Raw genomic sequence first — 12,971 nt, forward strand, 5'->3', positions numbered from 1 at the left:
TTATTCCCCGGTTGCTACGGTGATTGTATCAGTGTGTTTCCAGGCGATGATGTTGCCGTGGGTGTCGAATGCCCAGCACATGGTGGCGGCTGGGTCGCAGTCGCAGGCGATGCGTAAGCCCTGCCCTTTTTTGCGCAGTTGGTCGGCGCGGGTGGCGCAGGCGCTGCTGTAGGGGTGGTCGCTGATGAGCTTGACGTCGAGCGGTTGGCTTTCGGCTTTGGCTGACCCTATGGCGAACATCAAGCCAACGGCGGTTGCACCAAGGATGGCGACCATTAGTACTTTTGCGGTGTTGTCGTTCATGCTGCCATCCCCCATGCCAGTTGTTGTTGGCGGGTGGCGACGATTTTGGCGATGCCTTCGTCAAAGTCGGCTTCGTAGCTGGCGCGGTCGAAGCCGTTGCCGTTGCGGATGACTTCGCGCACGAACTTTTTCTCGACATCCATGACCATGCATTTGAAGGCGAACGCGGCTTTTTCCATTGCCAAGGTCATTGCCAAGGCGTTGTTGAATTGCGTGGCGGGTAGGTTTTGGATGGTGCTTTCTACCTCGAAGGCGTTGCGCAGTGCGGCGTAGGCGGCATGTGACGCGGGGCGTGGTACGTGGAAGTTGCGTTCGATTTGCGCCATTAATACCGCGAGGTGGTTCATTTGGGTGGCGCTGATGCGCTCCACTGCGGGTTTGGGTTTGCCCAGCAGCGCGGCTTCCATTGCGTCGAAGGCTTCGATGTAGTCCATTTGGATGTCGGAGGCTTTTTGTCCGTTGTAGCCGTTGACCAGTTTGATGAAGCCAGCACGGTTGAGCATGTACAGGGGTTTGTTGACCTTGTGCCCCAGATTGTTGATGACGGGGTATGTGTCGATCTGGAACATGTGGGCTTCTTTGCCTGCGTGCCGCCCGGCTTGAATCTTTGCAATCTGCTCTTCGATGTCGCGAATGACATGCTTGTGTTCTTTGTCGAAATGGTGCGCCAGTTGCAGGCTGGTGCAGAATACTTGCCCGTCTTTGACTAGCAGTTCTGGTGCAATTACTTGTGTGTTACTATTTGTCGTAGCCATGATCTCTATCTCCAAAATGTGTGAATGGTTAGGGGCTTTGGGTGTGTCACCACCCTTTGCCCTGATTAACTTATTTCCTATTGTTCCCTTGCTGCTTCGCCTCCCATCACCTGCTTGAGAATTCGATTGATCTCGGCATTCATGCTTCGATCCCCTTTCTTTGCTCGCTGAACCAACCATTCCCGCACTTCCTGCTGTAGGCGCACTGACGTTGGTGGTTGGCGTGCTTCTTTGTTCATAATTGACTCCCATGTATTCAACATGAATCCATAGTATTTCTTATTGGTATTGTAGTCAATAAGCATCCAAAGTATTTCTTGCATCTTTTTGACTACAACGTGAATATCATCAAATGAACTCAGATATTAGACCAGCACCCTATTCTTTACGGATTGACCCAGCGATAAGAGCTAGGCTTGAAGCCTTTGCTAAGGCTGGCAATCGCTCATTACATGCCGAAATTATGATGCGGCTAGAGGCTACCCTTGAGGAGTCCAAATTTGGGCTTTCCGAAAATATCAGTGGGTTAGGTGGTAGTGAGGGGTTGACGGCGGCGCAGCGGGCTGAAGTTATTGAGTTGATTCGTAGAGAGCTTGGGGGTGGATGATGCTTGAGGCATTGATTTATTTGTTTCGCAGGCACAAGTATAAATTTGTGCGCAAGTCGCTAGAAGGAACGAAGGTGTTTCCGTGTCAGCGGAGTAGCAAGCATTGGGAGTGCTTGTGATGCTGAGGGTGATAGGCGGCGTGTGAGGTTTTTATTGGGGCGTTAGGTCTTTGCTAAATGGGGGTGTCGTCATGCAATCTAATAGGCGTGGTTTCTGTTATATTTGCCTTAATAACATTGTTACAAGGTTTGTAACGGATGATATGTCCATATGCCAACGATGTATTACTGATTTAATAAAATTTGGAAAGATAAGCAAGTCAGGTGATTGGGGTGTTTTTACCGTAAAATCAATAATTGATGAGTATCAGTATGAGATAGTTGAATCAAACTATGAATATGAGATTGCAAAAGGGAGTTATTCGTTAGAAAGGTTGCCAGTTCCTCCGTTAGAGCCTGATCCTGACGATATTATGCGTCAAGTAAAATATGAAGTAAGGAAAAGCGAGGGATTCTTAAAAGGAATATATCGTTCATTATTTGACATGGAGTCTAGGGCTAATGATGAAGCTTCTATGTTTGATAGCAAGTTCGCTATAGCAAAATGCTCTTATGATAAAAAAATAAATATGTTTATTAAAGATCGTGAAATTTTCATAAATGAACGCGATGAGTTTATAAAAAATAGAGAAAATTATATTTCTGATAAGATGCTATGCTGGATTGAGTCTATAGTTTATGAAAAGATTGAGGCAAGAGAGTTGCTGTGCAAGAGAAGTGCAGAGAATGTGAATACGGGAGAGATTATATCTTTCGGTGTAGCATGGATAGCTAAATTACTGAGGGCATACCATTTTAGTCTTATCATGAGGGATGACTGTATTGTTGATAGGCTTCCAGAGGAAGAGCGCAAGAATCTTAATCAGTCTATTCTCAAGAGGGATGGTTATAAGTGCATGATTTGCGGAGAGACCTATAAGAACAGAGGGCTTGAGGTTCATCATATTATACATCTTGAGCATGGCGGAACGCACAGTCATGCCAATTTGGTGACATTATGCGTGGTATGCCATAACAAACAACATGATTACACTATAAGTAATAAGAATAATGTCAGGAAGGTTAGGCGCGGTGGAAGGTTTATTGCAGTTGATATTGAGACTACTGGGTTTTCAGCGTCCGATGAAATAATTGAGATTGCTGCTATTCTGTTTGAGGATAGTTATCCAAAAAGAAAATTTGGAGGATTGGTTTATACCGATAAACCAATACCTTATTATGCTTCAAAAGTGAATGGCATTACGAATAGCATGTTGATTGGAAAGCCATTGATGTCAGATGTGTTTCCGAGATTTATAGAATTTGTAGCTGATATTGATATTGTTGTCCACAATAAAAGTTTTGATGAAAGGTTTTTGAGGCGTTATGCTGATGAATATGGATTTGTCATGAATAACCGTTTTATTGATACTTTGGCTATTGCTCGCGATAAGCTTCCAAATTTAACAAGTTATAAGTTAGGGAACTTAGCTTTCTATTTTGGAATGGAGGGGGTTAATCTTCATCGTGCACATGATGATGCGCTAACGGCGGGGATAATTTATATAGAGCTTTTAAATATAAAAAAACGAAGAATAACAAAAAAATTGAAGGAGTAAGGTTATGCGTTACATGGTGGTGATTGAGCAAGGTGAAACCAGCTACGGCGCGTCTGTGCCAGATTTGCCCGGCTGCATCGCGGTGGGTGAGACTGAGGCGGAAGTGCTGGAGTTGATTCAAGAGGCTATTCAGTTTCATTTGGAAGATTTGGCGGAAGGTGGTGGGCGCTTGCCTGCCCTGGTTTCCAAGGGTGTGTTTGTGGAAGTGCCGTTGGCTGCTTGAGGTGGGGTTTTGGTGGGTATTGAATTGGGAGTCACTGATACCGCCAGCATTACCGTGCTGACGGCTCAGTGATAAAACCCCTGATGGGTTACGCGATCCATCAGGTGACGGCAAAGCAGCAACCGCCCGTGATTCCGGCTTGCGGTAACAAGCACGGCTCATGGTACGGGGCGGCGAAACCGTCATAAGAGGCCGATCAACTGATCGACCGACAGCGGTTTAATGATAACAGCACGAGGGTGTTTTTGTCATTGCGCCCATTTCGAGGGTTGGCGCGGGATGGTGGTGGGGAAAGGTTAGGCGCGGGGTTGATTGCCTTATTATGAGGCAGTGCTACACTGGGCAGGTGTTTCGATGCTTAGGTGGTGAGTGATGATTCAACAATACAATGCTTTGATCCAAACCGATGGGGAATGGTGGTACGGCTGGGTGGAGGAAATACCCGGTGTGAATGCCCAAGAGAAGTCAGAAGCTGCCCTGCTTGCGTCTTTGCGTGAGGTGCTGGTGGAGGCCATTGAGATGAACCGCGCTGATGCAAGGTCAGCCGCGAAAGCAGGATACCGCGAAGTCAGCCTTGCTGCATGAAGCGGCTGGATTTGTTGCGGCACTTGCTCCAGCACGGCCGCGAACTCAAGCGTGAAGGTAGCAATCATTCTTGGTGGTGGAATCCTGAATTAAATACCCGCTCTGCTGTTCCGCGCCATCGGGAGATTGTTGACCCGTTGGCGTGGAAGATTTGCCAAGATTTGGGGATACCACGGGTGTAATTTTTCTGGAGAATGCAAAAGCGCGTAGTGCGTGAAATTGCATCAAAACGGCTGATTAGTAATCAGTATAAAAATCTTTCTGAATCAAGCAAGTAAAGATAAGAAAAACCTATCGTTAGGAAAAGGAAAAACGGCGTTTAGGAAAAAAAGTGAACCGGATAGGAAATCCGGTTAGCCCTTGCCCTGCCCTTTCTTTTGTCACTATAACATTAGACGGTTTTATGTCAAAACAGGGCTAACGGTAATTAAGATTATTTGCTGGGGGTGTGGCTGGGAATGTTGCGGTCGTAGCGGTTGCGCATGGCTTCGGTTTTGTGACCGGCGATGTGTTTGCTATCACTATCTGAGATGCCCTTGGCTTTGATGAGGTGCAAGTTCCAGTAGATTTCCCCCAATTCGGTGGCTTCCATTTTCTGCTTGAGGGTTTGCATGTAGGTGTTCACGCCTTCGGTGGTGATGGCTTCGCCGTTGCGTTTGCAGATCAGGTATGGGTCACGCACGGTTTGTTTGTCGGTTTGGTGGAGTGCTTTGGCGGCGCGGACGGCTTCGCGCAGGCGTTCCGACCAGGTGATGATGTTGGAGCGGCTGCCTTTGGTGCGGCGGGTCTTGATGCCCTCTTCCGTGATGTCACTCAGGCGTATATCCAGCGTTTCACAGCCGCGTGTGGCTAACAGGTAGGTGAGTTCAAACAGTGCGGGTAGCCAGGGGCGGATGGTGGCGGCTATTTCGAGTTGGGTCTGGTATTCCGCGTCGGTGACGTAGCGGGATACGGGGGTTTCTTTGTATTTTTTGAAGCGGCTTAGGGGGTTGGCCTTTATGCCCAGGTCGGGGATGAAGTTGATTGCCCAGGTGATGGCGGTGCTGAGAAAGGTGGTTTCGCGGTTGACCATGACCACGCCCTTGCGTTCGCGGGATTGGTAGTCGTCGAGGCGTTTGGCGGCGATTTGGTGCAGTAGCGGTTGGTCGAGGGTGCGGACTTGCAGCGCGGCGAGGGTGCTGTCTTCGCCGTTGATCTTGAGGGGGTGCTGGAGGATGCGTTTGAGTATGTCGGCATTCTTTTGGCTTTTGGGGCTGAGGGTGATGAATTCGCGGGATTCCATGTAGCGCTCGACTATCCAGCCGAGGGTGTTGCGGGCGTGGGCGCTTTGCAGGCGCATGGATTCACGCGCCTTCAAGTAGGCGGCGTAGATGTCGTCGGGTGGGTCGCCTGCCCTGCCCAGGGCGATGGGTGGGCGGAGGAAGCCCCCCTTGTCGTAGGGGAGCACCTCCTTTTCCGCTGGGGTGAGGTGTGGGCGGTAGACGATGCGCCCGTTGGCTTCGTGGACGTAGCGGATGTTGTAGGCGGTTTTGAGGCGGCGGGGTCGGGTCATAGTTCTACCGTTTGGGGTGCGTCGTTGAGTTCGGTGTCGGTGTGGCGGTATTTGCGGTTGATTTTGAGCGCCGCTTCAAACGCGCCGATGGTGGTGATGGGTTTGCCATCGGGTCTTAGTAGGAACTTTACGCGCATCTTTTCTAGGTTGGCGATGACTTGGCGGCGGTTGTTGCCGCCTACGTGGGTTTTTAGCTCGTCGTAGTTGATTAGCATGGCGTTGCCTCCCCTGCTGCTTCCAATGTTTTAACTAGCTGCTTGGCATTATCCAAAGCGGCGCGGTATGCCATGCCCGTTGCAACGCCAGGCCATTCGATTTCCGTTTCCAGGTCGTCAAGGATGGCAATGGCTAAATCGGCAGCTTCAGTGAGTTTATCCAAATCAAGCATTGCGGTTGTGGTTTGTTTTTTCATGGTAATCTCCTTTTTAAAACGGGTAAAGCCCGGAGTATTTTAGCACTCTGGGCGGTGGTTGGGTTTAAATTGCTGGGGTTATATTCATTGCATTCCGGTTATTATGGCGAGTCCGACAAATACCCCAATGATGAAAAGTACGGGTTTCATTTTTCTATGCCCTGCTTTGGTTAAAGGGATAAGGTAATTTTGCCGACCGCGAATACAGCGATTAGCAAAGCTGCAATGATTTTATAGGTTTCCCAGTCTGGCACTAAGCCCACAACCGTGGCGATTGCGCCTCCTATTAATAAGCCGATCAGAATAATAATTTGTTCTGCGATATTCATTTTGTGTTTCCTTCCCCGCTTTCGCGGGGTGTCAGTTATAAAATAATACTTAAATAGTGATTAGGCAGCGTACTTAATACGGCGGCTTGGGTTAATTAGCCACTCAGGCTTGCCGCAACTGCTATCCGTGTACTCTGGATTCTTGGTTAAGACCTGCTCTCTTGCTAAGGCATCAAATACAAAAGCAAGGATTGTTCTGCGCTGTGGATTGCTCTTGCCAATTGAATGACCTTTTAAAGCCACCGCACACTGACCGTTATCTGTAACGCTGATCCGCTGAACTATGCCCTGATCAATGCCTTTCCAGATGATTTCCAGTGCCCGATTTTCCATGTCTGACTGGTCATTGTTCGGCTTTTGTTCGCCATGTTGAACCGTGTTGGGAACCATGTTGGTCTGACCGTGTTGAACCATGTCGACATGGTTGTCGTGACCGTGTTGAACCATGTCGACATGGTTGGCTACAGGGTCAGAAGGGGGGGGTTGTACGGCTTCGACACGGTTGTCGACACGGGTAGGTTCGGGCAGTGGCAGGGGGTAAATTGCCTCTGCTTTGCCCAGTGCAGGGGAGTGAATGCCCGTGCCGTCTTTGTGCTGATCAGCAGGGAGCTGTGCCACTGGCGCTTGCTTATTGTCGGTTTGCACGAAACCGATGGGGCGGGTTACAGGTGTGGGGTCGGGTTGTGGGGCAGGTGGCGCGTCAGTAACCACGGCGCTCATGACCGGGGCGCTAGTGTGTAGGGCAGGGGCTGATTGTTTGGCTTGTTGGGCTAGTGCTTGCATTTCGTCGCGCTCCTTTTTCAGTTCGTTGTAAATCCATGCGCCGTATTTTTCATAGTCGCTGTATTCCAACTGATGGGTTTTTGACAAACGGCTTAATTCAACTTTTGCCGCGCTTTTAATGTGATTCTGGGTTAATGGCAATGCGCCGCTATTAACCATGCTGGTGATGACTTTATAACAGTGTCTGCCAATTTCGTTATGACTCATAAAGGGCAGGGCAGGCGCTTGCTCTTGTTGCTTTTCCGCTTGTTGCTTTGCGGCGTGTTCCGCTTCGCGCTCCGCTTTGACGGCGTAATCAACTGGCAGCCCGATTGATTCATCATATTGTTGCTCAGCAACGGGAGAGGGTTTAATTGAATGGTTTGATGTCGCGTCTAATTGTTCACGAATGCTCAATATTTCTTTGCCGTTAAAACGGATGGTCATTTCAAGCACGATAGTTGCAAGCAAGTAGATAACAAAACCGCTCCAGACGTTGATTTTTTCAGTGACGCCGAATAAACCTAGGATTTGCCCGATGATTTGAATAATCCAACTGGCTTCCGCTGTTTCCGTGCCGTCAGTGTTTTTGGCGTTGGACTCCCCAGAGGAGCGTGACTTGGTGGCGGCATCGTATTTATTCTTAGCGTTGATCTTTTCATTGTAAGAGGCCTTCAGCTCTTCGACTTGCGTCTTGTAGTGTGAATAGCTTTTCCAGCCTTTGGAAATGACCGCAGCAACCGTACTGCCGGATGGCTGACCATCGGCTTTCATAGCAGGGGATTGGAGCAGGGCATTTACCTTGGCGTCACGCTCTTTTTCAAGTGCGGCAACATCGAACGCGGCGGCATACGCGAATTCACGCGCTTGAGCATCCGCCTGCTTAATGTTCTCCAGGCTGGTGTTGAACAGACTGCTGTTCGCCATCTTTTCTTCGGTCGCCCCTTGTTCCGAGTGCATGTGTGTCCCAACCCCGGTAATGATTGAAAACGCCACAAAAGTCATGAAGAACTTATTCGAGTGTCCTTTTTTGGCTGCCATGAGTTTGGTGAACTCATAAGTGGCAACAAAGAACAGCCCCAAGACCGCCGCGAAGATTGCGGGGATGTCAAAGCGCGTGAAGCCATGCGTTGGCAGGGATGTCCAATACCATGCTGAAAACCCGAAAGCGGATATTGTCGCGAGTTTCATTAGTAGTTGATGATGCGACAGGTCTTCGAGTAGAATCTGACGCGGAGTTTTTTCTTGAATAGTCATTTAGTTAGCTCCGTAGCTGGTTGTATTTCGCAATTATCTTTGTGACGTAGTTGCGGGTTTCAGGGTAGGGCGGGATGCCGTTGAATCGTTTCACGGCTCCCGGCCCTGCGTTGTAAGCAGCCAGTGCCAGTTCTACCTTGCCGAATTGTTGGAGCATTTCGGCAAGGTAGGCTGTCCCTAATGTGACGCTGGTTGCTGGATCAAATAAGTCTGGGTTTTTGATGCCCAAACGCTTAGCGACTTCCAAGCCAGTCGATGGCTTTAGCTGCATCAGCCCGTGGGCTTTGCCGCTGCTTGCATTCGGGTTGAATGAACTCTCTTTCCACATCACCGCCTGAATCAGCAGGGGGTCAACCCCGTGTTTTTCCGCCGCTGCATTGATCAGGTGTTTGTATGCCATTGCTCCTATCTTTCGCTGTTGCTTGTCCCGCACTTCATAATGGACGTGGGGTCCAGTAGAGCGCCCGGTATTGCCAACGTAGCCGACAATATCCCCCGCCTTTACTTGCTTGCCTGCTTTTATCCCCTGTGCGTAGGCGCTCAGGTGACACATGCGGGTTTCTTGCGTGCCGTGGTCGATAAAGAGGGCGTACCCACACGCCCCGCGTGCGGCTGCTAGTGTTACCGTGCCGTCGCCCGTTGCTTTCAGTGGCGTGCCGTTGGGTGCGGCGATGTCCACGCCAGCGTGCCAAGCACGAACCTTGGTGACGGGGTGGGTGCGCCAGCCAATGCCGCTGGTGATGCGCCCTTCGACGGGGTATCCACTGACAATGCTGCGAGATTGCAACGTGCTTGGCGGTGGTGCGGTCGGGCTGTTTTTGGGTAGCGCATTGCTAACCAGTGCTGCCGCACAGCTCCAGCACATCAGCAAGATGAACATGGTTTGCTTGCTGCTGGCGACGTAGCCGACCGCTTGGCGTTTTACTGGCTTGTCTAGCCATGACGCTGGGGGTATCTCCTCGGTGACGATGGTGGTGACGATGGCGGGTTGCTGCTTGGCTTCCCGCCGTTTGGCTGCTAGGCGTTTATCAGCAGCCAGCTTGGCTAGGCGGATTTGCATCCGTACAACGTCAATGTTGCCGTTGTTGAGTGCATCAATCGCGTTAGCCGTGTGGAGCTGATACTGCTGTCTCATTTCAGCTCCAGCGCCGTGCGTGGTTAGTGACCCATGCCGCCAGGGCAGGGCAGAGGATTAACGCCAACAGCCATTGCGCAGTGATGTTGCCGTTCACGCCGTCCATGATGGCAGCAATCAGGCTTAGGCTGATAATCAGAGGGAGCCAGCGTTGCAGCCAGCCGCCAATGGCGTGCAGCGCGGCGACTAGTGCAGCCCGACGTTGCGAATGTGCATCATCAATGTGGTATTGCCCGGAGTGTGTTGTTAACATTGCTGTGTCTCCTGACCCGCTTCCGTCGCCAAAACATCGGCGGGTCTGTTGATGGAAGCCCCTCCCTGAGGGGCTTTTTTTATGCCTTGAGTTCTAAGCTGTAGTCGCGGCAACGGTCTTTGAGGTATTCGATGGGGTTGCCACCGAAGGTGTTGACGTATTCGCAGAGGCTGTTGAGTAGCTCGAATTCGGGGTCGGACTGATCGCACACCGTTGATTCAAGCGCATCGTCCAGCTCCATGCGCAACTCGGCGGCTTCCTCCTTTTTGATGATGAGTTGCTCTTCGTAATGCTTGCGGCTGGCGGTCATCTCTTCGAGCTGTTGCTCCAGTTTGCTGCGGGCGTTGCAAAGCGCTGTCATTTCAAGCGCCATGTTGCTGATGATGGCTTGCAGTTCTTCGCGGGTCATTTCGGTTAAATTCATGTTATTGCTCCTGTTTTAAAAAGTTGCCATGTTGAAAAGGGATTAAGATTGAGATTGTTTCCATGTCCGCAGGGTGTTGCGGTTGATGCCGAGTGAGATGGCGGCTTTGAATTGGTTGCCGTCGTGGGTGGCGATGGCGGTTTCTGCCATTTCGCCGTAGACGGCTTTTTGCACGTCGTACCAGATTCTGCTGCGACGTGCGTCTTCTGTGCCTTCCATTGGCAGGGTGGCGAGTTCGTCTTGCACGGCGATGCGGACGGCGCGGAGTAGGGCTTGTAGGGATTCTTGGTTCATGTGTCTTCCTTCGTTGTTGCGTTTGTCGGTTGGTTTGGTAACTGCCTTGTTTTGAGGCAGTTGGGATATATTAGGTATAACTAAGTTTATGCGTCAAGTGAAATAATTAGTTAAACCTAATATTTTTTAGGTGCGGCTTGATTTGTGCGCAAAGCGAACAGGAAACGAACAGGCGGGCGGGCATTCCCTTCGGCTACGCTCAGGGAGCGGGTGGGGTGGGCGTAAAAAAACCCGCGTGGGCGGGGTGGTGGAGCGGGGAAGCGGGCGTTATTTGCCGGAGAGGAGTTTTTTGTATTCGCTGTGCGTGCCTATCCATAGCCACAGGTAGTTGCCGCCGCCTTGGTAACGCGCTAATGCGCGGTAGTCTTGGCTGACCCGTGCCGCCCAATAGGGTGTGCCGGTTTTGGGTTGGAAGCGGAGGGAATGGTGGTGTGGGTCGGCTTTGAGTAGCTGGTATTGTTTTTTGGCAAGCTGTTGGATGGCTTCTGGCAAGGCGTTGTAGTGCCGCCAGAAGCCGGGTGGGGCGTAATGGGTTAGATCGGCTGGCATTGGCCCGACTCATACGCTTGGATGTCGGCGGCAAAGAGTGCATCCAGCTTGCCGCTTTCGGCGTCGGCTTGGATTTGCTTATCCCATGCGTCGTCTAGGGTTTTTTGGTGTTTAAGGTTGAGGAATTCCATGAAGTCGAGAACTTCACGCGCTATGTCTTCGGGTAGCAGTCGCGCCCGGTCTGCCAGAATTTCTGCTGTTGTCATCATGCCCATATCGTTTCTCCCGTAACTCACTGGGGGTAGTATAGCAACTGCCTCTTTATGAGTCAGTAGGTGGGCAATATTGGGGCGGCGCTTCCCAATTTGGTATGCTTGGCGCTTCAGTGATTCTCTTCTGGAAAAACCCACGATGGCTCTTGATCGAAAAACAGAATACGCACAGCTACGCCTTGGCTTTGTAGAGCGATGTATAGTTGAACGAACGTATCTAGCCCGTGGGTTACGTCGACTTGGTAAAGAGCTTCGTTCAGCATGGTACAATTTTTGGCATTACACTGTTGTAATGCACTTTTTACCGTTCGTGCGATGTTTTGCAATCTCAATATATCTGCTGGTTGCCCAGCGGTTGCGGCTTCCACTGCCATCAAAAGATGCGTGGGGCGTAGATTATTTGCCATAAGGCTTCTCCCTGGTTGTGGTGTTACTTTTTCCCCATGACCTTGCTCAATTCTTCCCAGGCTATTTTGTTTTGCTGTTTCTGAGCTTCAAGAGTCTGCACGATTTCGGTTTTTTGCTTATCCGTTAGCCCTCGGAATAGCTCTAGCAGCGCTATCTCTTGTGGTGACGACGGTGATTCGTCATTGCTTGCCTGATCGGGCGGGGAGGGGTGTTCAAGTGGTGCTAGGTTGCCGCCATCCCTTCCGGTAAGTAGCCATTCTGGGGATACGCCCAATACGCGAGATAGGCGCATTAGATTTTCACCCTCAATGCTTTTTATTTTTCCACTTTCCCAGTCAGAAACGGTTGGGGCGGACACACCAACGCGCCGCGAAATCTCTATTTTCTTTAGATTGGCGGCGATTCGTGCTTTTTTTATTCGATCTGCGATTCTTTCCATTAGGCAATCCTAACAGTATAAATTTTAGTTGTGCCTTGACTTTTAAACTTAGGTGTAACTAATATTAGGAATGGAAGCACAACAGGTCATCGAAAAATTAGGCGGAACGATTGCGGCAGCACGAATTCTTGGTGTCAAGCCGCCATCCGTAAGCGAATGGAAGAAGAATAATTCCATTCCAGCGTTGCGTATCTTTCAGTTGCGCGTCTTGCGCCCCGATCTGTTCAGTCCTAGCACTACTAGCGGTACGCCTGCTTTGGTGCAAGCGCCAGCGGTTGACGATCAGCGGTCTTTGGTGGCTGATGGTCGGGCGGCGGAAGAGGTGAGGGCATGACTGCTACACCACCATGCTGGTCGTTTGAGTGCTTTGTGTTTGTGCTGTTGGTGCTGGGGTTTCTGGCAGTGACGGCGGTTGTGGGTTTGATAGTCGTGGGTTTGCTGCGACTGTGGGATGGGATTTGATGGACAGGAAGACCGCAATGAATGAAGTTCTTAATCGTGGGTTGGGCGTGGAATATTCCGCATCGAAGCATGAAAAAGAGCGTGAAGATTTTTTGTTGGCGGGTCGCCTGCTGGAACAAGCCAGCAGACAGTTTCCTAAGGATTTAGCGGCTGATGCGCAGCAAATTGCTAAGGCTGTGGTTGCGCTTCGGAGCGGTCTTGAGCAACAGCATCAAGAATCACGCGGTAAACAGTCGCAATATTTTGTGCTTGTTCCAGTGACTTTGCTGAATCAGTCGTCTGGAGAGGATGGGAGTTGCCCAGAAGGGCAATGAGGATGTCGGCAGCAATCTGCTTGTCGGTGTTGGTAGGCA

23 protein-coding genes are annotated in these 12,971 nt (G+C 50.5%); 7 read left to right on the plus strand and 16 right to left on the minus strand.

Annotated elements, in window-relative coordinates; genetic code table 11:
- From L2Y54_RS09415 to L2Y54_RS09425, 3 genes are all read right to left on the minus strand, one after another.
- Positions 1 to 303: a hypothetical protein gene (locus L2Y54_RS09415; RefSeq protein ID WP_236501597.1), complete on the minus strand. Its 303-nt coding sequence runs from the start codon at positions 301 to 303 to the stop codon at positions 1 to 3.
- Complete coding sequence (locus L2Y54_RS09420; protein ID WP_236501598.1) at positions 300 to 1,058, minus strand: Rha family transcriptional regulator; 759 nt, start codon at positions 1,056 to 1,058, stop codon at positions 300 to 302. Before L2Y54_RS09420 ends, L2Y54_RS09415 begins: the two co-directional genes overlap by 4 nt.
- 77 nt (positions 1,059 to 1,135) lie before the next feature.
- Positions 1,136 to 1,297: an Arc family DNA-binding protein gene (locus tag L2Y54_RS09425; RefSeq protein WP_236501599.1), complete on the minus strand. Its 162-nt coding sequence runs from the start codon at positions 1,295 to 1,297 to the stop codon at positions 1,136 to 1,138.
- A gap of 558 nt (positions 1,298 to 1,855) precedes the next feature.
- On the opposite strand from L2Y54_RS09425, the gene L2Y54_RS09430 reads away from it, so the two are divergent.
- The 4 genes from L2Y54_RS09430 (at position 1,856) to L2Y54_RS09445 (ending at position 4,312) form a co-directional block, all read left to right on the plus strand.
- Entirely contained in the window at positions 1,856 to 3,322 is a 1,467-nt protein-coding gene (locus L2Y54_RS09430) for a 3'-5' exonuclease (protein WP_236501600.1), read from the plus strand.
- A gap of 4 nt (positions 3,323 to 3,326) precedes the next feature.
- Entirely contained in the window at positions 3,327 to 3,545 is a 219-nt protein-coding gene (locus tag L2Y54_RS09435) for a type II toxin-antitoxin system HicB family antitoxin (protein ID WP_236501601.1), read from the plus strand.
- 372 nt (positions 3,546 to 3,917) lie between these two features.
- Positions 3,918 to 4,130, plus strand: a complete 213-nt coding sequence (locus tag L2Y54_RS09440; protein ID WP_236501603.1) for a hypothetical protein — start codon at positions 3,918 to 3,920, stop codon at positions 4,128 to 4,130.
- Positions 4,127 to 4,312 carry a hypothetical protein gene (locus L2Y54_RS09445; protein WP_236501605.1) on the plus strand — a complete coding sequence of 62 codons (186 nt, stop codon included), beginning with the start codon at positions 4,127 to 4,129 and terminating at the stop codon, positions 4,310 to 4,312. Before L2Y54_RS09440 ends, L2Y54_RS09445 begins: the two co-directional genes overlap by 4 nt.
- Positions 4,313 to 4,563: 251 nt before the next feature.
- On the opposite strand, the gene L2Y54_RS09450 is transcribed toward L2Y54_RS09445, so the two are convergent.
- The 13 genes from L2Y54_RS09450 to L2Y54_RS09510 all read right to left on the minus strand — a co-directional run bounded on the left by L2Y54_RS09450 (position 4,564) and on the right by L2Y54_RS09510 (position 12,156).
- Positions 4,564 to 5,682, minus strand: a complete 1,119-nt coding sequence (locus L2Y54_RS09450; protein WP_236501607.1) for a tyrosine-type recombinase/integrase — start codon at positions 5,680 to 5,682, stop codon at positions 4,564 to 4,566.
- Positions 5,679 to 5,897, minus strand: coding sequence for a hypothetical protein (locus L2Y54_RS09455; protein ID WP_236501608.1), 219 nt, complete (start codon positions 5,895 to 5,897; stop codon positions 5,679 to 5,681). Before L2Y54_RS09455 ends, L2Y54_RS09450 begins: the two co-directional genes overlap by 4 nt.
- A complete protein-coding gene (locus tag L2Y54_RS09460; protein ID WP_236501610.1) occupies positions 5,891 to 6,094 on the minus strand; it encodes a hypothetical protein in 204 nt (67 codons plus the stop codon). Before L2Y54_RS09460 ends, L2Y54_RS09455 begins: the two co-directional genes overlap by 7 nt.
- Before the next feature lie 170 nt (positions 6,095 to 6,264).
- Positions 6,265 to 6,423, minus strand: coding sequence for a hypothetical protein (locus tag L2Y54_RS09465; protein WP_236501612.1), 159 nt, complete (start codon positions 6,421 to 6,423; stop codon positions 6,265 to 6,267).
- 60 nt (positions 6,424 to 6,483) lie between these two features.
- Positions 6,484 to 8,442, minus strand: a complete 1,959-nt coding sequence (locus tag L2Y54_RS09470; protein WP_236501613.1) for a hypothetical protein — start codon at positions 8,440 to 8,442, stop codon at positions 6,484 to 6,486.
- 4 nt (positions 8,443 to 8,446) lie between these two features.
- Positions 8,447 to 9,577, minus strand: coding sequence for a transglycosylase SLT domain-containing protein (locus L2Y54_RS09475; protein WP_236501614.1), 1,131 nt, complete (start codon positions 9,575 to 9,577; stop codon positions 8,447 to 8,449).
- A 1-nt stretch (position 9,578) separates the two neighbouring features.
- A complete protein-coding gene (locus tag L2Y54_RS09480) occupies positions 9,579 to 9,830 on the minus strand; it encodes a hypothetical protein (RefSeq protein ID WP_236501615.1) in 252 nt (83 codons plus the stop codon).
- A 79-nt stretch (positions 9,831 to 9,909) separates the two neighbouring features.
- Positions 9,910 to 10,254: a hypothetical protein gene (locus L2Y54_RS09485; protein WP_236501616.1), complete on the minus strand. Its 345-nt coding sequence runs from the start codon at positions 10,252 to 10,254 to the stop codon at positions 9,910 to 9,912.
- A gap of 42 nt (positions 10,255 to 10,296) precedes the next feature.
- The gene (locus tag L2Y54_RS09490) at positions 10,297 to 10,548 is read right to left on the minus strand and encodes a helix-turn-helix domain-containing protein (protein WP_236501617.1); all 252 of its coding nucleotides are present in this window, start codon (positions 10,546 to 10,548) and stop codon (positions 10,297 to 10,299) included.
- A 267-nt stretch (positions 10,549 to 10,815) separates the two neighbouring features.
- Positions 10,816 to 11,097 (minus strand): ParE family toxin-like protein, encoded by a 282-nt coding sequence (locus L2Y54_RS09495; RefSeq protein ID WP_236501618.1) that lies wholly within the window; start codon positions 11,095 to 11,097, stop codon positions 10,816 to 10,818.
- Positions 11,082 to 11,306 carry a DUF2281 domain-containing protein gene (locus tag L2Y54_RS09500; RefSeq protein ID WP_236501619.1) on the minus strand — a complete coding sequence of 75 codons (225 nt, stop codon included), beginning with the start codon at positions 11,304 to 11,306 and terminating at the stop codon, positions 11,082 to 11,084. The genes L2Y54_RS09495 and L2Y54_RS09500 overlap by 16 nt, the downstream gene beginning before the upstream one ends.
- Before the next feature lie 113 nt (positions 11,307 to 11,419).
- Positions 11,420 to 11,716 (minus strand): hypothetical protein, encoded by a 297-nt coding sequence (locus L2Y54_RS09505; RefSeq protein ID WP_236501621.1) that lies wholly within the window; start codon positions 11,714 to 11,716, stop codon positions 11,420 to 11,422.
- Between the two features lie 23 nt (positions 11,717 to 11,739).
- Positions 11,740 to 12,156, minus strand: coding sequence for a helix-turn-helix domain-containing protein (locus tag L2Y54_RS09510; protein ID WP_236501622.1), 417 nt, complete (start codon positions 12,154 to 12,156; stop codon positions 11,740 to 11,742).
- Positions 12,157 to 12,226: 70 nt separating this feature from the next.
- On the opposite strand from L2Y54_RS09510, the gene L2Y54_RS09515 reads away from it, so the two are divergent.
- From L2Y54_RS09515 to L2Y54_RS09520, 3 genes are read left to right on the plus strand one after another with little or no spacing between them, the layout of a single operon-like run.
- Positions 12,227 to 12,490 carry a Cro/CI family transcriptional regulator gene (locus tag L2Y54_RS09515; protein ID WP_236501623.1) on the plus strand — a complete coding sequence of 88 codons (264 nt, stop codon included), beginning with the start codon at positions 12,227 to 12,229 and terminating at the stop codon, positions 12,488 to 12,490.
- Positions 12,487 to 12,618, plus strand: coding sequence for a hypothetical protein (locus L2Y54_RS21695; protein WP_255697924.1), 132 nt, complete (start codon positions 12,487 to 12,489; stop codon positions 12,616 to 12,618). Before L2Y54_RS09515 ends, L2Y54_RS21695 begins: the two co-directional genes overlap by 4 nt.
- A gap of 17 nt (positions 12,619 to 12,635) precedes the next feature.
- Complete coding sequence (locus L2Y54_RS09520) at positions 12,636 to 12,932, plus strand: hypothetical protein (RefSeq protein WP_236501624.1); 297 nt, start codon at positions 12,636 to 12,638, stop codon at positions 12,930 to 12,932.
- The last annotated feature ends 39 nt before the right edge of the window (positions 12,933 to 12,971 follow it).

The organism is Thiothrix winogradskyi (assembly GCF_021650935.1).
GTDB classification, from domain to species: Bacteria; Pseudomonadota; Gammaproteobacteria; order Thiotrichales; family Thiotrichaceae; genus Thiothrix; species Thiothrix winogradskyi.